This window comes from uncultured Winogradskyella sp., assembly GCF_947496485.1.
Lineage (GTDB): Bacteria > Bacteroidota > Bacteroidia > Flavobacteriales > Flavobacteriaceae > Winogradskyella.
In genome coordinates this window covers 98491-119931 of record NZ_CANMCZ010000007.1, presented here as the reverse complement: position 1 = coordinate 119931, position 21441 = coordinate 98491, and the positions used below count along the sequence as shown (strand labels likewise).

The following is a 21441-nucleotide window of genomic DNA, read 5'->3' as shown; positions in this document are numbered from 1 at the left end:
AGAATGAAACTAATCTGCATAGGTAGAAACTATACCGACCACATTAAAGAATTAGAAAACGAAAAGCCAACAGATCCTGTGGTGTTTTTAAAACCCGATACAGCGATTTTATTGAAGAAACAACCATTTTTTATTCCAGATTTTTCTGATGATGTGCATCACGAAGTCGAAGTTTTGGTGAAAATCAAAAAAGTAGGAAAGCACATCGATAAAAAATTTGCCCATAAATATTACGATGAAATTGGACTAGGAATTGATTTCACAGCACGCGATTTGCAAGCACAATTAAAAGCAAAAGGCTTACCATGGGAAAAAGCTAAAGCCTTTGATGGTGCTGCTGTAATAGGGAAGTGGTTACCAAAAACTCAATTTGATGATGTCAATAATATCAACTTTAGTTTAAAGAAAAACGATGACGTCGTTCAACAAGGAAGTACAGAATTAATGCTGTGGAAAATTGATGAACTTATAGAATATGTGTCAAAATATTTTACTTTAAAAATAGGAGATATTATCTTTACAGGAACGCCAGCAGGAGTTGGTAAGGTATTTGCTAATGATACATTAAAAGGATATATTGAAAACGAAGAATTGTTTTCTATAAAAATAAAATAAATGCCAGAACATTATAAATTACACCGTGTACGCGAAATGGCTGATAACGACGAAGATTTCGTTGCAGCACTAGCAGCAGCTTTTATAGAGGAAGTGCCAGAAGATGCAGAACGCTTAAGAACAGCTGTGCCAGCAAAAGACTATAAAGAAGTTTACCAAGCAGCTCATAAAATGAAGCCTACAATAGATTTATTTGAGCTTGGAGTTTTAGATGAACTCATCGAAGTACAAGATTGGGGAAAATTTGAGCAGTCTGATAAAAGTGTCGATGGACAACTTCAATCCGTTCTAACAGCAGTAGAAAATGCTACCAACGAAATAAAAGCCGATTTCGGACTGTAAATGCAAGCAGAAATCATCACTATTGGCGATGAGATTCTCATTGGTCAGATTGTAGATACAAATTCGGCATTTCTTGGTAAGGAATTCAATAAAATTGGTATTTCCGTATATCAGATTACATCAGTTCAAGATGATAAAGCACATATCTTAAAATCACTACAGGAAGCTGAAGAAAATGCAGATATCATTATTATTACCGGTGGATTAGGTCCTACTAAAGATGACATTACCAAACACACTTTATGTCAATATTTTAATGACACTTTGGTAGAAGACGAAGAAGTACTGGCCAATGTTGAACAACTATTCTCAAAATATAATATACCTCTATTAGAGGTGAATAAGCACCAAGCTTTAGTTCCATCTAAGGCAAAGGTGTTAACGAATAAATATGGTACAGCTCCAGGAATGTGGATGGAAAAAAATGGTAAGGTGTTTGTATCGCTTCCAGGTGTGCCTTATGAGATGAAGGCTTTAATTTTAGACCTAGTCATTCCTAAGCTTAGAGAACAATTTAAGTTTCCGTTTATAATGCACAAAACTGTATTAACTTATGGTTTAGGTGAAAGCTCATTAGCAAAACGTATTGAAGTTTGGGAAGATAATTTACCAAGTTTTATAAAGTTGGCTTACCTACCAAGTTTAGGAAGAGTAAGGTTGCGGTTATCTGGAAAAGCTATGGATAAAGCTAAAGTTGAAGCTGAAATAGAAAAACAAGTTGCTTTGCTACTACCTCAAATAGAAGATGTCTTTATTGGTTTTGAAGAAGACAAATCTATAGAAGCAGTAATCGGAGTACAATTAACAGAAATGGGTAAAACTTTATCAATCGCTGAAAGTTGTACAGGAGGAAACATAGCACAAGCATTTACAGCTAACCCAGGTGCATCTAAATATTTTAAGGGGAGTATTGTGAGTTATGCAACAGAATCTAAAGTAAAGATTTTAGAGGTTCCCGAAAGTGATATTGCTACAAATTCAGTAGTAAGTAAAGAAGTAGCAGAAGCGATGGCGAAAAATGTACTTACTTTATTTAATAGTGACTATGCTATTAGTACTACAGGTAATGCAGGACCATCAAAAGGAGATTCAGATGCTGAAGTAGGCACAGTTTGGATAGCAATAGCTACAAAAGATAAGGTGTATTCTGAGGTTTTTAACTTTGGAAATCATAGAGAAAAAGTAACGGTGAAGGCAAAAAATAAAGCCCTTGAAATGCTTCAAAAAGAAATTAAAAAAAAGTAGATATATATTTTTGCTAAACCTCAAAGTTTTATTAAATTTGCACCCTGTTTTAAAATAAACATTTTTCGGATTTATTATAAACAGAAAAAAATAATAGACCTAAAGAAAGAATACAATGTCAAGAGTTTGTGAACTTACAGGGAAAAAAGCGATGGTTGGAAACAATGTTTCTCACGCGATGAATAAAACAAAACGCAAGTTTAATGCAAACTTAGTTAAGAAGCGTTTCTTTATTCCTGAAGAAGATAAGTGGGTAACATTAAAAGTTTCTACATCAGCATTAAAGACTATCAATAAAATTGGTATCAGTGCAATGTTAAAAGAAGCTAGAGCAAAAGGATTTTACAAATAATAGCGTAAAAGCTAAAGTCAATTTAAAATGGCAAAAAAAGGAAATAGAATACAAGTTATCTTAGAGTGCACAGAGCACAAAGCTTCTGGTCAGCCAGGAACATCGAGATATATTACAACAAAGAACAAGAAGAATACGCCAGACCGTATGGAGATTAAGAAATTTAATCCTATCCTTAAGCGTATGACAGTTCATAAAGAGATAAAATAAGAAATCATGGCAAAGAAATCAGTAGCATCTTTACAGACAGGATCAAAACGTTTGACAAAAGCGATAAAAATGGTAAAATCACCAAAAACTGGAGCTTATATGTTCGTAGAATCAGTGATGGCACCAGAATTTGTCAATGACTTTTTAAACAAAAAATAATTTCTATTTATATATAGATTTATGAAACTGCTTTCGTTTGAAAGCAGTTTTTTTATGGCTATATTTGAGCTGGTATGACAACTTAGCAGTAAACTAGTATAGGCAAGGTTGTTGCGATATGCAAAGCAAATAGAATACAATGAGTTTTTTTAAAAAAATATTCTCTTCCGAAAAGAAAGAGACACTAGATAAAGGTTTAGAGAAATCTAAATCCACTTTTTTCAATAAATTAAATAAAGCAGTTGCAGGTAAATCTAAAGTAGATGATGATGTTTTAGATAATCTTGAAGAAATCTTAGTAACCAGTGATGTTGGTGTTAATACAACACTAAAAGTCATTGAGCGTATAGAAGCACGTGTTGCGAAAGATAAATACTTAGGTACTTCTGAACTTAATCAAATACTAAGAGAGGAAATTGCAGCCTTATTATCAGAAACTAAGTCTGGTGAAGAAACGGAATACACCATTCCTAATTTACCAAAGCAAGAAGATGGCTCTAAAACACCTTATGTACTTATGGTGGTTGGAGTTAATGGAGTGGGTAAAACCACAACCATAGGTAAATTGGCTTATCAGTTTAAAAAGCAAGGCTTGAAAGTAGTTCTTGGTGCAGCAGATACGTTTAGAGCTGCCGCAATAGATCAATTGCAGGTTTGGGCAGATCGTGTAGATGTACCAATGATTAGACAAGAAATGGGATCTGATCCTGCTTCAGTAGCTTTTGATGCTTTACAATCTGGTGTCAATCAAGACGCTGATGTTATAATCATAGATACTGCAGGTCGTTTGCATAATAAGGTGAACTTAATGAATGAGCTAACCAAAGTAAAACGTGTGATGCAAAAAGTGGTTGATAATTCACCTCACGATGTATTACTAGTACTAGATGGTTCAACAGGTCAAAATGCTTTTGAGCAAGCAAAACACTTTACAGCAGCAACTGAAGTGACATCGTTAGCGGTTACTAAATTGGACGGAACGGCAAAAGGTGGAGTGGTGATTGGAATCAGTGACCAGTTTCAAATACCTGTAAAATATATTGGAGTAGGTGAAGGTATTGAAGATTTACAAGTGTTCAATAAGTATGAATTTGTAGATTCTTTTTTTAAGTAATTAAACTAAATATCAAGTAATAAAAAAAAGTACTATTAGTAATAACCTTTTACTAATAGTACTTTTTTATTTATAAGAGCTAAAACTAATTACATATATCTTCGAGAGATAAAAGTACTCCAACAGGTGGATTAGTACCAGAATCTATCAGCGAACCATTTGGTGCAAATATTTCATAACCAACTTCTTCAGGATAAGTATCACCAGTAAATTCAAATATTAATACCGTTGTATTGCTAGGGACATTTACGGTTTGTGTACCCGTTGTTTGATTTGTTTGTCCAGATGCATCAGGAATAGTCGCATAGGAAACAGAATCATTAACGGTTATTTTTATACCATTTCCTTGCCAGCCATCTCCATAATAATCATACATGACAATAGTCCAATCACCTACAAAATTAGAATTAAGCTGATTTGTAGTCACTACTAAAGCGTCTGTATATTCGCTATAGCCATCGGATCCGCAGTTTGCTCTTACATAAACTTCATATGTCGTATTAGGTACTATATTTTCTGTTAAGACAAAATTTGTTTCAGATGTATTTATTACAGTACCGTTTCCTATCGCAAACCCAACTTCACCATATTCAATTTCCCATGCGGTTTCATTGTTACTAGACCAACCAATTCTAAATGAACAAGATTCTAACTCATAAAAATCTAAATTATTTGGTGTTACACAAGATGCTTCTGTTGTAAATGTGGTAGGTCCGACAAAATCGCTAGAAATATCACTAGAACAATTAGACTTTACGTAGAAATCATATTGCGTAGTTGGAGAAAGATTAGAAAGTTCATAAGAGTAGTTAGAAGTTGTCATTGACGTTCCAGTTCCGAGATTAAATCCGGCTATACCATATTCAATATCAAAAGATGCAATAATGCTACTATTTTCGTCATCATCAACAAACCATTCTAGATAAGCACTGTCTCCTGTTACGTTGTAGACATTAGGAACTGCTGGTAAGGGACAATTAATATTTGGAGTAGTAAAACTCAATGGGCCAACCCAACTACTAAAATCACTACCATCGCAACTACTTCTCATATAGACCTCATAAGATGTGTTGGCACTTAAGTTTGGTAAGTTTTGGGAAGTACCATTTATAGTAATAATATTTCCTTGTCCTTGATTAAAACCAGATGTCCCATATTCTATTTGAAAATTAGAATTGTCATTACTGTTACTCCAAGTAAGCGTAGCTGTATTCTCTAAAACGTTACTAATAGCAACGTTACTAGGACTAGTACAATTACTTCCTTGTGGATCGTCTCCTTCACTTGAGCAATTAAAAGTTAATAAAAGCAAGAATAAATAAAATAGTGATTTTTTCATTTTTTGTATGTCGTATAAATTTTTTCAAATGTAAATATAAAGTAAGAAAAAACAACTAAATACTGCAGTTTTGTTTGTAACGATAATACTCTTTTTTATAGCTATCATAGTAAGAAAGAACTAAGTGTACAGCACAATAAAATTTACGATACTTAAAGCGGTTTTTGTATTTTTATAAAAAATACTAATCATGCGTAATTTCCTATTCATTCTGCCTTTCTTTTTTATTCTTTCATGTAAAAACACTAAAACTTCAAGTACTGTAGCACCTAAAGAGAATGCTGAAGCAGTAACGCAATCGTCAACAGAGGATGCTTCAGATTTGAGCGCAATTTCTACCAAAGACTTCAGAGAGTTTAAAGTTTTAGATTCTAAAAACTTAACCAAGGCTGAAATCTGGATTACTATTAATCCTCAATTAGCTGATTTTACAGAAGAAGACTACAATCGTTTAAAACCTCATATCTTAGAAAAGGATATTAATACACTCCAAAATAATAGAAGAGCTCAAAAATTCACATATGAAGAGTTAACCAAATTCTATTTATACCGTATTAGAAAGTATGATCGTGAAAATCCATTATCACTAAACTCTGTAATTGCTGTCAATCCAAATGTTATTGAAGACGCAAAACTTAGAGATCGAGATTTTAGAAATAAAAAATGGAAGCATCCAATTTTTGGAATGCCAATTCTTCTAAAAGATAACGTAAATGCTTCTGATATGGCAACTACAGCTGGTGCTGTGGCGTTAAAAGACAACTTTACAGAAGATGCTTTTATAGTAAATAAATTAAAATCTAATGAAGCTTTAATACTTGGGAAAGCCAATCTTAGTGAATGGGCATATTTCTTTTGTGGTAATTGTCCAAGCGGTTATTCTGCTATTGGAGGACAGACTTTAAATCCTTATGGGAGACGAATTATCGATACAGGTGGATCTAGTTCTGGAAGTGGAGTTTCTGTAGCGGCTAATTTTTGTGCTGCTGCAATTGGTAGCGAGACAGCAGGTTCCATTTTGTCTCCTGCAAGTCAGAATTCGACAGTAGGCTTAAAACCCACCATTGGATTGGTGAGTAGAAGTGGAATAGTGCCTATTTCTTCAACTTTAGATACTGCAGGTCCAATTACAAAAACAGTTACAGATAATGCCATTGTGCTTGATGCTATTTATGGCTATGATAAATCAGATACAAAATCAATGAAAATAGAAAACGTTGAAGCCTATTATCGTATGCCTTCGACTAATACTTTAATGGGAAAGCGTTTCGGAGCACCAAAGCGATTACTATCAGACACGCTATATGCTAAGGCATTAGAGGTTTTAAAACTACAAGGAGCAGAGATTGTAGAAATAGAAGAAGAACTGGTTGGACTTCCGAATTTCTTACGCTTACTTAATCTGGATATGAAGAAAGATTTACCAGCTTATATGGAAGGTTATGCCAACAAAAATATTGATTTGAGAACCGTTTCTGATGTGATGAATTTCAATTTAAAAGACTCTTTAAAAACAATGCCTTACGGTCAGAATTTATTCAAAGGTATTGCTAATGATAAAGGTGATACTGAGTATTTAGAGCGAATTAAAGATACCTTAAGTACTAATGGAAAGCAATATTTTGATACTCCTATGATGGCTAATGATTTAGATGGATTTTTGTCTATTAATAATTACCACGCAGCTTTTGCAGCTGTTGCAGAATATCCTGCATTAACCGTACCAATGGGTTACACTGATGAAGGTGCTCCAAAAGGATTAACTTTTATAGCTAAATCTCTTCAGGAAAAACAATTATTAGAATGGGCTTATGCTTATGAGCAAGCTTCAAAAATGCGACTAACACCAAAAGATTATGACTAATTAATTAAGTCATTTATTTTTTCCCAAAGCAAGTTGTCATAATCTGATAGACTTAACTGTCCGTTATCTCCACCATCATTTCCCATGCGTATTATGACTAGTTTTTTGCTAGGAATTACATATAGTTTTTGGTCGTTGGCACCTAGACCAGCTATTAAATCATCAGGTGCATTTGGTATTAATTTTCCAGTAAATGAGTTTTCAGAACTTGGCAAGATATACGAAGATTTGCCATTTAACCAACACAAGTAACCATAAGCAGGATTTAGGTTCTGTGATGTATTTGTCATTTCAGTGAAATAATTCGCATCACCTAAAATAATGTCGTCTTCCCATATGCCTTCATTAAGACATAATAGGCCAAATCGTGCCATACTTCTAGCATTACTGGCATAGAATCTATTATAACCAAATTGAACCCAACCACCTTGCATTCCTATCTTATTTTTTAATTCTGAGTTGAAATAAGTATCAAAATCAGAATTTAAGGCACCAGAAATAATAGATTGCGTTAGTGTATATGGTGCGTTATGATAATACCAAAATGAATTTGGGTCATCTAAATACGTTAGACAATCCATATCAGTACAATATAAATCATCTGTGTAATCCAGTCCTGTTGTCATGGTTATATGATTTTTTACTGTAATTGCATTCTCTTGCTCTGAGGTTAAGCTACTCCAACCACTTCCTAAATAATTTGAAGATGAATCAGTAATATTTAATAAACCGTCTTCTTGCGCTATACCTAATGTAAATGCAGTTAGCGTTTTACCGGCAGAAAACCATGGATTATTAGAGAGCATAGTAGTTCCGTTGAAATAAGATTCATTCACAATTCTACCATTATGCAAAATTATAAATGACTTGGTGTCACTGTCTTCTAGAAAATCTAAAAGAGGTTGTAGCGCATTTTCATTCCAATCTAAATTTGATATAGATTTGGTTTCCCAAACATCAGAATCGTTCGGTGGAAAATATAGCATTTCATCAATAGGAGGCTCGTCTATAGAACTGTCATCCGAAGAACACGAAAAAGTGAGAATGAGACTTAGAATAATGTAGGTTAATCGCATTGGTTTCATAGATTGGTTTTTATTTAAGACCTATAAATATACTAAAGGTTTAATTTACGTTGTATCTTTGCAAACTGATTTATAAAAACATGCGTACAAAGACTTTAAAGAAAAATAGGATCAATGTAGTGACTCTTGGTTGTAGTAAAAATGTTTACGACAGTGAAGTTTTGATGGGTCAACTAAAAGCCAGTGGTAAAGATGTAGTTCACGAACAGGAAGGTAATGTTGTTGTTATTAATACTTGTGGTTTTATTAATAACGCTAAGGAAGAAAGTGTCAATACCATTTTAGAGTACATGCAAAAGAAGGAAGATGGAGAAGTTGATAAAGTATTTGTTACAGGATGTTTAAGTGAACGCTATAAACCAGATCTGCAGAAGGAAATCCCAAATGTAGATCAGTATTTTGGGACTACAGAATTGCCTGGATTATTAAAAGCATTAGGTGCAGATTATAAACATGAATTAATTGGTGAGCGTCTAACCACAACTCCAAAAAATTATGCTTACTTAAAAATTGCAGAAGGTTGCGACAGACCATGTAGCTTTTGCGCTATTCCTTTAATGCGGGGAAAACATAAAAGTACTCCAATAGAAGAAATTGTTATTGAAGCTGAAAAATTAGCTGCTAATGGAGTAAAGGAATTGATTCTTATTGCTCAAGATTTAACGTATTACGGATTAGATTTATATAAAAAGCGAAACCTTGCTGAATTGCTAGAACATTTGGTTAAAGTAGAAGGTATCGAATGGATTCGTTTACATTATGCATTTCCAACTGGTTTTCCAATGGACGTGTTAGATGTAATGAATCGAGAACCTAAGGTTTGTAATTATTTAGATATTCCATTGCAACATATTTCTGATTCTATTTTAAAGAGTATGCGTCGTGGAACAACTAAAGAGAAAACCACAAAATTACTCAAAGACTTTAGAGTAAAAGTGCCAGAAATGACCATTAGAACAACACTTATTGTTGGTTATCCTGGAGAAACCCAAGAAGATTTTGAAACCCTTAGAGATTGGGTAAAAGAGATGCGTTTTGAGCGATTAGGATGCTTTACTTACTCGCATGAAGAGAATACTCATGCCTATAATCTTGAAGATGATGTACCAGAAGAGGTGAAGATGGAACGTGCTAATGAAATTATGGAGATTCAATCCCAAATTTCATGGGAACTCAACCAAGTAAAAATAGGACAGGAGTTTAAAGTTGTTATTGATCGAAAAGAAGGTAATTATTTTGTTGGTCGTACAGAATACGATTCACCAGATGTAGATAATGAAGTCCGTATTGATGCTACTAAAACCTATCTAAAGACAGGTGAGTTTACTACTATTAAAGTCATTGAAGCTGAAGATTTTGATCTTTATGGTGAAGTTGTGTCATCCTGAGCGTAGTCGAAGGGTTGATCTTTATGGTGAGGTTGTCTAGCAACCATCTCTTGGTCCAAATGTAAAAACCAATTCTTGGTCTATCTTTTCACCTTTTACATTTTCAGCTGGTATCCATTTTCCAGGTATATTTTCTAAGAGTTGAATAAATTTTTTATCAATAGAAGGATAACCCGTTGTCATGGCATCGTGCTTAACATCCTTAACGCTTCCCTCTTTAGAAATTACAAAAGATAGTTTTATAGCTCCAAGGTCGTCACCTTTTATAACTTTCATGCTTTCTTTGCTGTTCACCTTGAGATATTCGATTAATGCATCTTTTCCTTCATAATAAGTGGCTTGCTTTTCTGGAACAACAGTAATATGAGGCCCAAAAAAGCGTTCCTCTAATTTACCTGTCTCTTTATTCTTTGATTTGAATTCGGTTCTAATAGTAAAATGACTAAAATAGTCTGTCGCTTTTAGAATTTCTTTTTGCGCATCTGTTAGTTTGGCTGAAGTTCCTCGTGCACGTATTTGCGATAGTTGATTATCTTTTACAATAATAACATCTACTGAATTGATATACTCTATTTGTGCCTTCTCTCCGTCATTAAGAAAATCATAAATTGTGGTGGCACTGTGGACGTCTTCTTTTTTTACAGCTGCAAATCTTGCGTCCACTCCATAATATAAATCAGGAATTGATTTGGTGTTTGTGTCTTTTATATTTGGGTCCTCTAGAGCAAGGTCTTTGCTGTTTGAGGAATCTTCGGAAATTACTTCGGTATTACTAATACAGTTAGTAAAACCAAAGATTAATAGACTTAAAATAGCTAGTTTGATGTTGAATGAAATAATACCCTTTTTCATAATTGATTGACTTAGATGACTAATTTTTTTCAAATATAAGTTGGAAGGTATATTCTGTCTCTAGATGATATGTGAAAAAAGTGCAAAATTTATGTGAAATAACGAATATTAAATCAATCCTAGCACTTATTGCTTAAAACCCTTCAAAAAAAGATTTCTTGTGTCTCACTGGACTTAATAAGTGTAATTTGTGGTATTACAACAAACGAATACTATTTTAAGTTTATATTTAATTCGTTATTTAGCCAAAACATTTCTGTGTATTTTTAAATAAGAAGATATTACAGTTTATACATGCACCTATTATTTAGTTATATGAAAAACATCAATTTGTCAGTTATTATTTTTGTCTTCTTCTTGTTTTTTCAGGCAATTTCTTTTTCTCAAAATACCAAAATAGATAGCCTTAAAATTGAATTACAGAATCATAAAGAAAAAGATACCACCCGAGTAAACCTATTGAACGAAATAGCCTTTTTGACCTATAAAAATGATTTAGATACGACTATAAACTATGTAAAGGAATCTGAAGCCATTTCTGAGTTGATGGGTTTTAAAAAAGGAAAAGCTAGAGCCCTATATATAAAGGGATTGGCACAATCTGAAGAGTCGGATTTTGACAGAGGATTTGAGTTTATGGAGAAGGCTCTTCAATTGTATAAAACAATAAATTATAAGGCTGGTATTTCAGAGTGCTATGATGGCATGGGTCTCATCCTTAATAATAAGGGTGAAACGAAAGAAGCTATTACATATTATCTGAAATCGGCTCGTGTTAATGAAGCAATTGGAAACAAGGAAGGTGTTGCTGCTGATTACATATCGATTGGAGTTGCGTACTATGAAATTGGTGATTACAACGAAGCATTAAATCAATATAAGAAAGCACTGCAAATAAATAAAGAAATAAATAATGATGAGGGAATAGCTCGATGTCTAATTAACATTGGAAATATTCATATAGTAAAAGGTAACTTTCCTCTCGCTATAGAGTATCAACATAAATCATTAGAAATAAATGAAAAAAGAAAAGATACCACGTTGATTTCATTTTCTCTAAATAACTTGGGAGTTATCTACAATAGCTTAGGAAATCATGAAAAAGCAATACCTTTTGTTAAACAAGCTTTAGAAATTCAGAAAAAGAGTGGTGATAAAAAGCGTATAGCAGAAACTTTGAATAATTTGGGTGCGTTGTATATTAATATAAAGAATTATGAAGAAGCACATAAATATTTGAAAGAAGCATTACACCTATGTCAAGATATTAATAATAAATTCATTGAAGGCAATACTTTAAATAATATTGGATCTGTATTTCTATACAAAAAGAATTATTATAATTCACTTGAATATTATGAAAAAGCAAGCATAATTAATTTAAATATAGGTAATAAGCGCGCTTTATTAACCACATATTTTGGTTTAGCTAGAGTTTATGCAAATCTGAAAAAAAATGCTGAAGCATTGACTTATGCTTTAAAAAGCAAACGCCTTTCCCAAGATTTTAAATTAGTAGAAATGGAGAGGCATATTCATGAATTGCTAGTGAAAATTTATAAAAGCAATAGAAATTATAAAAAAGCACTAGAAAATCATGAGCAATATAAAATACTTAGCGATAGTATATTTAATAAAACAAATTTAGAAAAGATAGCTCAGTTAGAAGCTGAATATAAATACAGACAAGCCTTAGATTCTGCTAATATTAGAGAATTAAAACTAACTAAAACAGTTGCGGCTACTTCTCAAGATTTAGAGAAAACACAACGAAATTATTTGTGGGCCATTATTGGGGTGCTTTTGCTTTCAATTCTGTTAGGTGCTATTGTTTTTTATCAAAAACTAAAAAACGCAAAATCAAAAACACAAAATGCCATTATGGAGCAGAAGTTATTACGCTCGCAAATGACACCACATTTTATCTTTAATTCGCTTTCTGTTTTGCAAGGCATGATTTTAAATAAAGAAGAAAAAAAGTCGGTGCATTATCTTTCAAAATTTTCAAAATTATTACGTATTACTTTAGAAAATTCAAGAGATAAAACAGTGTTGTTATCCCAAGAGTTAACGGCCGTTCAAGATTACTTAGCACTTCAAACTTTGGAGAATGATGCTTATAAATGTACGATACTCGTAGAAGATTCAATAGATGTGCCTACATTTGAAATTCCACCTATGCTTATTCAGCCCTTTGTAGAAAATGCTATTGAGCATGCGTTTGTAAATCAATCTGAAGACAAAAAAATTGATATACGCTTAATGTATAAGAATAAAAAATTGATTTGTAATATTGCTGATAATGGTGTTGGTATTAACTCTAAAAGAGAAACTAATAATAAAAATAAAAATTCTCTAGCAACGACAATTACTTCAGAACGCTTAAAGGTACTATCCAAGGATTTTAATATGGAAGGTTCGGTAACTATTGAAGATAGAGAAAAACATAACGAACAAGGTACATTGGTGACTTTAGTTATTCCTTATAAAATAAATGTTGAATAATGAAGACATTACTGGTTGAAGACAAAGCATATATTAGAAAAGGCTTACTTAATTTATTAGGTCAAATAGAGACTGATGTCGAAGTCATTGGTGAATGCGCCTCTGTTAAAGAAGCTGTAGTAGTCGCAAATGCTTGTAAACCAGATTTAATTTTTCTAGATATTAATCTTACAGATGGCAACGCTTTTGATTTTTTAGAACAAACAGAACATCTAGATTTCAAAATTATTTTTATTACGGCTTATGAAGAATACGCACTTAAAGCATTAAAAATAGGAGCGGTAGATTATATTCTAAAACCTGTAGATATAAAAGATCTTGAAATCGCTTTAAATAAGGTTAAGAGTTTACATGTTGAAGAACAAAAACAGCAAATACAGACTGTGAAATCAGTTTGGAATAATGATGAATCTAAATTAATATTATCCCTCCACGATAGCTTTCAGGTTATAGATTTAAATGAACTTATGTATTGTGAGTCGGACAAAGGCTATACATCTTTTTTCTGTAGTGATGGTAAAAAACACGTCGTATCTAAAACCTTAAAAACTTTTGAAGAACAACTCAGTGCAGCTAATTTTATACGTCCGCATCAATCATTTATGGTGAATCTAGCATTCATAGATAAATATGACAAATCTGGTGTGATTCATTTAAAAAATAGTAAAAAAATACCTGTCTCTTCACGAAAAAAAGAGCAATTTGTAACGGCTTTTTTAAACAGAAATATAGATTAAATACAAAAATATCGGACTAAAAACCTAATTTTTACAGATATTTCTTAAAGTGTCACGCTTATTTATTTATACCTAGAAGAAATAGATTCTCTATTTTTTTCTTCACTCTAGTCATATACATTTATCCTAATAATAGATAAATATTATGAAAAATTTGACCCCAAAGATCAGTAGAGTAGGATTACTGTTTGTATTATTAGTCATATTTAAACTAGTATCGTGCAGTGGTACAACCAATAACCAACCAGCAACTGCAGATGGATTTTCGGCAATAGAAAACGAACTAAAAAATAAGTTTGGTGACGACGCCTATTATACAGACTTAAGCATTACCTACGATAAATCTATCGGTAATATTATTGGAGTGACTGTAACTGAGGAGCCAGAATCTCTAAAAATGGGACAATGGAATTTATCACAAGATACATGGACGCAAAACTCAGATATCACCATAGAAGTTCCTAAAGGCACTAAAGCGGCTGATTACATGTTTCAGTTAGGTAAAACCATAAGCTTATCCAAATTAGGTGGCTTAGTTGAACAATCAGTTCAAAAGCTAAAGGATGAAAAAGACCTTAAAAATCCAACCTTGCGCACTGCTGCTTTAAATTACCCGGATAACGGAGATATCTCTAAAGCCGAATATATAATCAATCTCAAACCAGAAAACGGTGGCACCACCTTTAGGTTTTACTATACACTAAATGGTGACCTTATTAAAATGAATTATTAAACAACTTATAACAACTTTACTTTAACCTATTTTAAAAATCAAAAATCATGAAAAAACAACTACTTATTTTAATGACTCTATGTATATCCGTATTAGGGTATTCTCAAGTGTTTTTCGTTACAGATACTTATAGCAACTCACTAAGATGCTCGGTAACATCTACTAATACTGTTTCTATAATATTAGGAAGCACAATAAATAATATCAATGTCGATATACCTGCATCTGTTTCTAATGGAGGGTCAACTTATAACGTTACTGAAATTGGCTCAAATGCTTTTAGCGGCACAATAGTATCTAGTGTTAATATACCTAATACGATAACTAGTATAGGCCAATCTGCTTTTTTAAACACCAATCTAGCATCTGTAGTTTTACCTAGTAATTTAGTAAATATTGATAATTATGCTTTTCAAGGCAATCAATTAACTGAACTTACCATTCCTAGTAATGTTACCAATATAGGTATTGGAGCTTTTAGAAGTAATAATTCTTTAACCACTGTTACGTGTTTAGCTACCATACCACCTTCCATAACAACTGCCAATAATTCAAATGACACCTTTTATGATGGCTTTACTGGAAATCGTAGTGATATAGACTTAATAATACCTTCAGGTACAACAGGTGCTTATGTTACAGATCCTGGTGCTCTGTGGACAGGTTTTAATTCTGTTACAGAATTATTAAATGTTGGTGATACTTTTATTGTAGATTATATAACCTATGAAGTGACTTCGGTAGCACCAGATAATGTCGAAGCTATTGATTATGATATGACTGGAGGTACTGTAGTTGATATACCTGCTACTGTTTCCTATAGTGTTACAAATTATAATGTTACTAGTATTGGTTTAGGTGCTTTTCAATCTAATCAACTAACCAGTGTTACAATTCCAAATAGTATTACTAATATTAAAGATGGAGCATTTAATAATAATCCATTCACAAGTATTATAATACCAGAGAGTGTTACCAATATTGGTTCTCTAGCTTTTGCGGTAAATTACTTAAATACTATTGTTGTTTTAGGTACCACTCCACCCACCATAACAACAGGTGGTGGTGGTGAGACTTTTGCAAACTCTAGTCGACCAAACATTAATTTAGTTATAACCAACAATTTAACAGACGAATATGTTACAAATCCTGGCGCATTATGGACAGGGTTTAAAATGGTTTTTGAGGCCACGTCACCAACTACGGTTGAAGTTTCAAATTACGACCCAGCAAATGGCACCAGTGTTGTCATACCAGCAACTGTTACAGCAGGTTCAATAGTATTCGATGTAGTTAAAATTGATGATTCAGCATTTGAAAATATTGGATTAACTAGTGTTACTATTCCTGATAGTGTGACAAGTATTGGGATTTCAGCTTTTAACACAAATAATTTAACCAGTGTAACCATCCCAGATAGTGTTACCCTTATTGGCACTACGGCTTTTGCAACAAACCCTATTACTAATTTATCATTAGGAGCGAATGTTACCGATATTGGTATTGGAGCTTTTGTAGATAATAATTTATCTGATGTTACTATTCCTAGTAATGTTAATTTTATCGGTTTGTTAGCTTTTGCCAATAACCCATTAGCTAGTGTAACCTCATTGGCTACAATACCACCAACAATCACCACAGGTACTAATGATACTTTTGCTTTTAACCGTAGTAATATCCACTTGCATATTCCACCAGGTACTTTGGGAGTTTATGTCACAGATCCTGGAGCTTTATGGACAGGTTTTAATCCAGTAACAGAAGATGCAAACCTAGGTACTTCTGATTTTGAGCTAGCCAATGCAATTAATGTTTATAACACTAAAGATGAACTAAAAATTATCTCAAACGGTTCAGTTAGATTAGAAAACTATACCATTTACAGTATTGCAGGCGCCAAAATAAAAGAAGGCACAGAAAGCACTATTGCTATTGATGCGATAGCTAATGGTATTTATGTTATAGAACTCAACTTTGATAATGGTCGAGTGACCAAAAAATTTATAAAATAAAAACCCCAATTTACTTAAAACACACTAGTTGTTGTATTTACAACATCGTAAATACAACAACTAGATATGTATAATCAACTAAAACGAAAATATATTATGGAACACATTACATCTAAATTAGGAAAAGGAGGGCTACTATTAGCTGCCTTAGGAATTATGTCAATTGTACTCTCAGTTTTTAATTACAATGTTAGAATACTCGCTTGGGTAGATGCTTGGGGCAATACCACAGGATGGATTATTAGAATTCTATTAATTGTTGGTGGTGGAGCACTATTCTTAATCTTCGGAAGAGATGATGAAGATGAAGACTATTCAATAGACGAATAAGAATTAACATTTTAAACAACGTTTACATTTAGATATATCCTAATTGTTGACCTTATTAAAGTGAACTATTAATTAAAGATTATAAACAATGGAAAACTTAATTGAAATTAAAAACGACTATAACTCATTAGATAAATTATACAATCTTCTAAAGAAGGATTCGAATTTCGAATGTTCCAAAGCGTATGACTCTTGGGAAGTACGAACAGATCCCAATGGCCAAATGGCGCAATGTATTGTTCTTAAAAAGAGCGGAATGCATGCCATAAAAGCCTTTTTTGTAAATGAAAATACGTTGAAAATTAATTATATAATTCCTAACAAATTAATGCATGCCTACTTTGGAAAAAGTGAAAAAGCTTATCGGAGTATTATTGAGATTGTAGCTGGTACAATAAAACAAGCACTACTGGCAGGTTCTCAGCAAAAAGCATTTGAAGAACTTGAGAAAACGGTTAAAAGAGCAGCTGCCTAAGTAAACTTTCAAATGTTTTGGTAACTAATAAATTCGTAGTTCTTTTATTTATTTGTATCCTTTTCTCTTGTAATACAATAGAAGAGGATACTAGCTTTAAAATCTATCATTTAAAGCCTAATAATATTCACAAAAACCCTGAAAGGGTTACAAAAAATGGTTGGTTTACAATAACAAGGAATGATTTCTTTGTTGTGAAGAATTATGATATAAACAATGAACAGCATAAAATAAAAATTGACAGTTTCGTGGTTAATTATTTAAAAAAAGATGATTTTTTAACAACTAATAAAAACGTTAATTGGCGTTTAACTTTTTTTAAATATGGTGATGGTATCGATGAACATACAGAGCATATATCTGGCACAGATTACACCATCCATAATCTGTTTTCTTATAAAAAAGAGATTGCCAATTACTATTTTAACACTAAAATAGGTTATGCTGGTACATATTATAGAATTTTACCTGAAGAGCTAAATAAAGACAAAAGAAAAATCGTATCCAATTATTTTAACACACTGGATTTAAACCTAGAACAAACGGAAGGTTTCACAAAACACCTTACTGCTGTTTCTAAAAGAAATGACACTATTCAAGTTGTAGCAAGATTAATTTCAAAAGAAGATTGGGATGTATTTTATGTAGGGCAATTAAAAGTTGAAAAAGTACTCAGAGGCATGGTAAATAGCGATACACTAAAAGTCAGTTATAAGAATAATAATTCACTTGAAATTGGATCTGAACAACTTGTTTTAAACCTTATTGAATATGATTTGGTAGCAGGTGATGGTCCTAAGTACTATGTTGTAGAAGATGATAGCAAAATAGCATTGGGCAAAAAAGAGAACTAAAAGTAAAATTCAATGAAAAAAATAAGTTTTGGTTTGCTTATACTTCTGTGTTGTTGCTGTGAAAATTCTTCAAAGCAAGAAATTAGTATTCACAATTTGCAAGAGTGTTTTATTGTCAAAGATGAAATAACCTTTTTAAAGCAGTTCCCGAAGAACTTCAAACAGTACAACGACTATTTTGGATGGGATAATGTTAATGAAGCACCTCAAAAATTGTACACAGAAGCTGAAGATTATACTGAATATTTCTTCGATTTACTCAGAAATCCAAAATACAAAGCGTATGAAAAAAATATCATAAATATTTGTATTGACGGACACTGGGAAGCAGATGCTATAAATTATTTTCAAGACGAAACTCTAAAGTATATCAAAGAAAATCAAAAATATTCTTTAGTAAACAAGTTAAACGATAGTGACGCAAAATCGGTCCTGTTTTTTTTGTTAGATGGACCGCATCCACAATTTGATGCAGATTTCGCTTCTCATTTAAATACTGAAAAAAAGACGATACTGGATAATTTATTTAAAACAGACTTTTTCGACAACAATGAAAATCCAGACCCATTTGAAGCTGAAATTGTTTCAAGCGCATATAACATTTCAGACTATGAAAATGTTGAACATTATTTTATTAAGAATATTGATATTAACAACGATGCAATTATAGATAAAGTTGTGAGTGCAGGTCCTTATGAAGGTGATGAATTGCTATTATTTATTAATGACAACAATACATATGAATTTGCCTTAAAAACAATAAATTTTTCAGAAGATGGAGGCCATCAAATTATAGATATCAAAGAAAGCGAAGCAGGTTTTGTTATCGTAACGGCTTTTCCAGATGGCGGTTTTTTTGAGGCTCACCATTATATTTCATTTACAAACAATCAATGGATTTTAACCAATACCATTTATAAAACTGTGTCGAGCAATGAGGAAGATGCGTTTATTTATGTTTGTGATGTTAAACAGAACAAAGAACTTAGTGATACAGCTAGTTTAAAGAAACTCAAATCAACGCCATATGAGTCAGAAAGAGAAAAGGTTTGTTTAAAAGAAAATAGAGTTAAGTTAGCAATTATTGATTCTATTAGTATTAGTGAAATAAGAAGATTCAGCCGTTTAAAAAATCCTACTATCTATGGCTATTACCAGTATGAAAAAAAAGATGAAGTAGTAATTTGGTCAGACAAACTTTTTGGAAGATGTTGCTCTAATACTGACATCAGTTTTACTAAGAATTTGTTTTTTAAGATGAGTTCTAACTATAGTAATACTAAGTATCCTATTACGAATGTATCGGATCAGCAATATTTAACGGCTTTTGTTTTTAAACCAAATTTAAACGTTGAAATTGATGTACAATTGGACTTAGATAAATCCTTTTTAGATGGTAAATATTCAAACAAAAATCTTCTCAAGGCTAATGAGATTATTATGAACCCTATAAAACTTAGTATAGTTAATGGGTATGTTAAATCGAAAACCCTTTTTTATGAAAACAGTCGAGTTAAAGAGTTGCGAGTATCTATAAATAATCAATACATACAATCTATAATTTTATTAGACACACCATTGGTTCAAGAATTTAAAGTAAATGCGGTTTTTAAAACAAATGACATCATCTCTTTAGAGCCTGCGTCATATTATAAAGGGACTAAATACAATGATGTCTGTATTTCAGAAATACAAACAAATCTAGGAGAAACTGCCCTCGCAAGTTTAAATGAAAAGTATAATCTAATGGAGTTAATTAATAAGCAAAATGAATAAAACACTAATAATATGCTTAGTCATTCCAATGTTTCTATTTTCTCAAAGTGAAGCATCTCAGAACTATTATTATATAAACGCGGAGAATGGGTTGAATGTGCGTTCTGAACCGAAACTATCTTCGGAAAAAATGGCAAAGCTACCTCACGGCGTTATTGTTGAAAAGCTGACTGATACAAATCATGAATTAATTATAACAGATAATGGAGCGCAAATCAAAGGTCATTGGGTAAAAATTAAATATTCTAACTACACATATCTAGTTTCAGAGGAAACTGAATCGTTTGAAAGAGAAGGCTATGTTTTTAATGGGTATTTAAAACCTCTAGCAAATAAAAATAGTATGACCATTACTAAGATTAATAAATCCCAATTTGAAGAATGGTTAACGACTGTTCCAAAGCAAGTTTATATATCCAAAAAAATCAGTAATCTTGATTCAGTTAAAGCCATCCTTAAAGATCGCGTTGATTGGATGACAGAGGCTGATCTTGATGAAGGTGATTATATAAATTGTTTAATTAAAAGCATCACTATAGCTAATGGACAAAAACTTATTATTAATCAAAACAGTAACGATTGTTATTTTGCAGAAGACGCATCTGGATATTATCCAGAATATGATATCCTAGTTTTAGAAGGTGGTCATTCTATTGATGTGTGCTTTTCTATAAAAACGGGAGAAACTACTGACATCATTGGAAATCCTGAATATATAATCGCCTCACCAAAAAATACATATAGATTAAACGGTACTTTTGGTGGACAAGAATGTGTGTCCTATTTTTTTCAAAAAAAGGTAAATGGAAAATTTATTTATTTAACAGAATTTGATGAAACGTATTTCCCATGTCGATTTAAAGAATTTCACTGGATTACTGAAACAAAATTTATATACAGCACAACATACTCTATTTTTCATACTATTGATAGTGACATAGAATATTTTAAAGGAGAAATAAATAGCAAAAAAGATTAAAATGAAACAACATCTATAAAAGCAACTGATAACTTAAGCTTCGAACTAGCGTATTAACATGTTGTGATGAAAATACTTAAACAAATTTTAGCCTATTTATTTTGGATAGGAATTTCATTTGTAGCTGCTTTTAGTTACGTAAGGATACTCATAGGTCCAGAACCAGATGAATCAAACGGGTTTTTGAATCTGTTAGACTTATTAATTAATCGCACTGTAATTGTACAGTTAGTGCCAATAATTGCAAGTATCATAGCCATACTGTTTATCCTTACGGATATTTTTTATCTTAAAAAGAAACTTAAAAATAATTCAAAAGGAATACCTAGTCGATTTTTGGTAATTATGCTCATAACCATAGTAGTCGGAATCACACATTATATATTAGAAAAGGTTATTGACATTATTTAGAAAAAAGAATTTTTAAAGTTGAACTATAGCTCAACTGAATTAACAAAGCATTCAAAGCCAATAA

At 32.1% G+C, this 21441-nt stretch carries 22 protein-coding genes; 19 read left to right on the top strand and 3 right to left on the bottom strand.

All coding sequences use genetic code 11. The features are described from left to right. Positions 1 to 3: 3 nt before the first annotated feature. The 7 genes from Q0822_RS16865 to ftsY all read left to right on the top strand — a co-directional run bounded on the left by Q0822_RS16865 (position 4) and on the right by ftsY (position 4037). On the top strand, positions 4 to 615 hold the full coding sequence (locus Q0822_RS16865) for a fumarylacetoacetate hydrolase family protein (protein ID WP_299125944.1): 612 nt from the start codon (positions 4 to 6) through the stop codon (positions 613 to 615). Then, positions 616 to 957 carry an Hpt domain-containing protein gene (locus tag Q0822_RS16860; protein ID WP_299125942.1) on the top strand — a complete coding sequence of 114 codons (342 nt, stop codon included), beginning with the start codon at positions 616 to 618 and terminating at the stop codon, positions 955 to 957. Further along, positions 958 to 2202 carry a competence/damage-inducible protein A gene (locus Q0822_RS16855; protein ID WP_299125940.1) on the top strand — a complete coding sequence of 415 codons (1245 nt, stop codon included), beginning with the start codon at positions 958 to 960 and terminating at the stop codon, positions 2200 to 2202. It begins immediately after the preceding gene. Positions 2203 to 2317: 115 nt separating this feature from the next. Beyond that, positions 2318 to 2554: a 50S ribosomal protein L28 gene (rpmB, locus tag Q0822_RS16850; RefSeq protein ID WP_008271039.1), complete on the top strand. Its 237-nt coding sequence runs from the start codon at positions 2318 to 2320 to the stop codon at positions 2552 to 2554. 27 nt (positions 2555 to 2581) lie between these two features. After that, the gene (rpmG, locus tag Q0822_RS16845) at positions 2582 to 2764 is read left to right on the top strand and encodes a 50S ribosomal protein L33 (RefSeq protein ID WP_008271040.1); all 183 of its coding nucleotides are present in this window, start codon (positions 2582 to 2584) and stop codon (positions 2762 to 2764) included. Between the two features lie 6 nt (positions 2765 to 2770). Then, positions 2771 to 2923, top strand: a complete 153-nt coding sequence (locus Q0822_RS16840; protein ID WP_008271041.1) for a DUF4295 domain-containing protein — start codon at positions 2771 to 2773, stop codon at positions 2921 to 2923. A 139-nt stretch (positions 2924 to 3062) separates the two neighbouring features. Beyond that, the gene (gene ftsY, locus Q0822_RS16835) at positions 3063 to 4037 is read left to right on the top strand and encodes a signal recognition particle-docking protein FtsY (protein ID WP_299125937.1); all 975 of its coding nucleotides are present in this window, start codon (positions 3063 to 3065) and stop codon (positions 4035 to 4037) included. A gap of 85 nt (positions 4038 to 4122) precedes the next feature. Here the strand turns inward: ftsY and Q0822_RS16830 are convergent, their stop codons facing one another. Beyond that, positions 4123 to 5376: a fibronectin type III domain-containing protein gene (locus tag Q0822_RS16830; protein WP_299125935.1), complete on the bottom strand. Its 1254-nt coding sequence runs from the start codon at positions 5374 to 5376 to the stop codon at positions 4123 to 4125. Positions 5377 to 5566: 190 nt separating this feature from the next. Here Q0822_RS16830 and Q0822_RS16825 point away from each other — a divergent pair, with 190 nt between their 5' ends. Beyond that, on the top strand, positions 5567 to 7240 hold the full coding sequence (locus Q0822_RS16825; RefSeq protein ID WP_299125933.1) for an amidase family protein: 1674 nt from the start codon (positions 5567 to 5569) through the stop codon (positions 7238 to 7240). Here Q0822_RS16825 and Q0822_RS16820 read toward each other — a convergent pair. Next, positions 7237 to 8325, bottom strand: coding sequence for a serine hydrolase domain-containing protein (locus tag Q0822_RS16820; protein WP_299125931.1), 1089 nt, complete (start codon positions 8323 to 8325; stop codon positions 7237 to 7239). The genes Q0822_RS16825 and Q0822_RS16820 overlap by 4 nt on opposite strands. A gap of 80 nt (positions 8326 to 8405) precedes the next feature. Here Q0822_RS16820 and rimO point away from each other — a divergent pair, with 80 nt between their 5' ends. Continuing rightward, positions 8406 to 9713 (top strand): 30S ribosomal protein S12 methylthiotransferase RimO, encoded by a 1308-nt coding sequence (rimO, locus tag Q0822_RS16815; RefSeq protein WP_299125928.1) that lies wholly within the window; start codon positions 8406 to 8408, stop codon positions 9711 to 9713. Between the two features lie 36 nt (positions 9714 to 9749). Here rimO and Q0822_RS16810 read toward each other — a convergent pair whose 3' ends face one another. Continuing rightward, entirely contained in the window at positions 9750 to 10565 is an 816-nt protein-coding gene (locus Q0822_RS16810) for a hypothetical protein (protein ID WP_299125925.1), read from the bottom strand. 546 nt (positions 10566 to 11111) lie between these two features. Between Q0822_RS16810 and Q0822_RS16805 the strand changes: the two genes are divergently transcribed. From Q0822_RS16805 to Q0822_RS16760, 10 genes are all read left to right on the top strand, one after another. Then, positions 11112 to 13070, top strand: coding sequence for a tetratricopeptide repeat protein (locus tag Q0822_RS16805; protein ID WP_299125922.1), 1959 nt, complete (start codon positions 11112 to 11114; stop codon positions 13068 to 13070). Further along, on the top strand, positions 13070 to 13807 hold the full coding sequence (locus Q0822_RS16800; protein ID WP_299125919.1) for a LytTR family DNA-binding domain-containing protein: 738 nt from the start codon (positions 13070 to 13072) through the stop codon (positions 13805 to 13807). Before Q0822_RS16805 ends, Q0822_RS16800 begins: the two co-directional genes overlap by 1 nt. A 145-nt stretch (positions 13808 to 13952) precedes the next feature. Further along, positions 13953 to 14540, top strand: a complete 588-nt coding sequence (locus Q0822_RS16795) for a hypothetical protein (RefSeq protein ID WP_299125916.1) — start codon at positions 13953 to 13955, stop codon at positions 14538 to 14540. Positions 14541 to 14587: 47 nt separating this feature from the next. Then, positions 14588 to 16552, top strand: coding sequence for a leucine-rich repeat domain-containing protein (locus Q0822_RS16790; RefSeq protein ID WP_299125914.1), 1965 nt, complete (start codon positions 14588 to 14590; stop codon positions 16550 to 16552). A 96-nt stretch (positions 16553 to 16648) separates the two neighbouring features. Beyond that, positions 16649 to 16882, top strand: coding sequence for a hypothetical protein (locus Q0822_RS16785; RefSeq protein WP_299125911.1), 234 nt, complete (start codon positions 16649 to 16651; stop codon positions 16880 to 16882). An 88-nt stretch (positions 16883 to 16970) separates the two neighbouring features. Continuing rightward, positions 16971 to 17357, top strand: a complete 387-nt coding sequence (locus tag Q0822_RS16780; RefSeq protein ID WP_299125907.1) for a hypothetical protein — start codon at positions 16971 to 16973, stop codon at positions 17355 to 17357. 17 nt (positions 17358 to 17374) lie between these two features. Next, the gene (locus Q0822_RS16775; RefSeq protein WP_299125904.1) at positions 17375 to 18211 is read left to right on the top strand and encodes a hypothetical protein; all 837 of its coding nucleotides are present in this window, start codon (positions 17375 to 17377) and stop codon (positions 18209 to 18211) included. A 12-nt stretch (positions 18212 to 18223) separates the two neighbouring features. Then, complete coding sequence (locus tag Q0822_RS16770; protein ID WP_299125902.1) at positions 18224 to 19987, top strand: hypothetical protein; 1764 nt, start codon at positions 18224 to 18226, stop codon at positions 19985 to 19987. Further along, on the top strand, positions 19980 to 20966 hold the full coding sequence (locus tag Q0822_RS16765) for an SH3 domain-containing protein (RefSeq protein ID WP_299125899.1): 987 nt from the start codon (positions 19980 to 19982) through the stop codon (positions 20964 to 20966). Before Q0822_RS16770 ends, Q0822_RS16765 begins: the two co-directional genes overlap by 8 nt. Before the next feature lie 66 nt (positions 20967 to 21032). Then, positions 21033 to 21377, top strand: coding sequence for a hypothetical protein (locus tag Q0822_RS16760; RefSeq protein WP_299125897.1), 345 nt, complete (start codon positions 21033 to 21035; stop codon positions 21375 to 21377). The last annotated feature ends 64 nt before the right edge of the window (positions 21378 to 21441 follow it).

Excerpts from the sequence above, each read along its gene's own strand:
- Q0822_RS16865 (WP_299125944.1), top strand. The coding sequence starts at position 4 with ATGAAACTAATCTGCATAGGTAGAAACTATACCGACCACATTAAAGAA.
- Q0822_RS16860 (WP_299125942.1), top strand. The coding sequence starts at position 616 with ATGCCAGAACATTATAAATTACACCGTGTACGCGAAATGGCTGATAAC.
- Q0822_RS16855 (WP_299125940.1), top strand. The coding sequence starts at position 958 with ATGCAAGCAGAAATCATCACTATTGGCGATGAGATTCTCATTGGTCAG.
- rpmB (WP_008271039.1), top strand. The coding sequence starts at position 2,318 with ATGTCAAGAGTTTGTGAACTTACAGGGAAAAAAGCGATGGTTGGAAAC.
- rpmG (WP_008271040.1), top strand. The coding sequence starts at position 2,582 with ATGGCAAAAAAAGGAAATAGAATACAAGTTATCTTAGAGTGCACAGAG.
- Q0822_RS16840 (WP_008271041.1), top strand. The coding sequence starts at position 2,771 with ATGGCAAAGAAATCAGTAGCATCTTTACAGACAGGATCAAAACGTTTG.
- ftsY (WP_299125937.1), top strand. The coding sequence starts at position 3,063 with ATGAGTTTTTTTAAAAAAATATTCTCTTCCGAAAAGAAAGAGACACTA.
- Q0822_RS16830 (WP_299125935.1), bottom strand. The coding sequence starts at position 5,376 with ATGAAAAAATCACTATTTTATTTATTCTTGCTTTTATTAACTTTTAAT.
- Q0822_RS16825 (WP_299125933.1), top strand. The coding sequence starts at position 5,567 with ATGCGTAATTTCCTATTCATTCTGCCTTTCTTTTTTATTCTTTCATGT.
- Q0822_RS16820 (WP_299125931.1), bottom strand. The coding sequence starts at position 8,325 with ATGAAACCAATGCGATTAACCTACATTATTCTAAGTCTCATTCTCACT.
- rimO (WP_299125928.1), top strand. The coding sequence starts at position 8,406 with ATGCGTACAAAGACTTTAAAGAAAAATAGGATCAATGTAGTGACTCTT.
- Q0822_RS16810 (WP_299125925.1), bottom strand. The coding sequence starts at position 10,565 with ATGAAAAAGGGTATTATTTCATTCAACATCAAACTAGCTATTTTAAGT.
- Q0822_RS16805 (WP_299125922.1), top strand. The coding sequence starts at position 11,112 with ATGGGTTTTAAAAAAGGAAAAGCTAGAGCCCTATATATAAAGGGATTG.
- Q0822_RS16800 (WP_299125919.1), top strand. The coding sequence starts at position 13,070 with ATGAAGACATTACTGGTTGAAGACAAAGCATATATTAGAAAAGGCTTA.
- Q0822_RS16795 (WP_299125916.1), top strand. The coding sequence starts at position 13,953 with ATGAAAAATTTGACCCCAAAGATCAGTAGAGTAGGATTACTGTTTGTA.
- Q0822_RS16790 (WP_299125914.1), top strand. The coding sequence starts at position 14,588 with ATGAAAAAACAACTACTTATTTTAATGACTCTATGTATATCCGTATTA.
- Q0822_RS16785 (WP_299125911.1), top strand. The coding sequence starts at position 16,649 with ATGGAACACATTACATCTAAATTAGGAAAAGGAGGGCTACTATTAGCT.
- Q0822_RS16780 (WP_299125907.1), top strand. The coding sequence starts at position 16,971 with ATGGAAAACTTAATTGAAATTAAAAACGACTATAACTCATTAGATAAA.
- Q0822_RS16770 (WP_299125902.1), top strand. The coding sequence starts at position 18,224 with ATGAAAAAAATAAGTTTTGGTTTGCTTATACTTCTGTGTTGTTGCTGT.
- Q0822_RS16765 (WP_299125899.1), top strand. The coding sequence starts at position 19,980 with ATGAATAAAACACTAATAATATGCTTAGTCATTCCAATGTTTCTATTT.
- Q0822_RS16760 (WP_299125897.1), top strand. The coding sequence starts at position 21,033 with ATGAAAATACTTAAACAAATTTTAGCCTATTTATTTTGGATAGGAATT.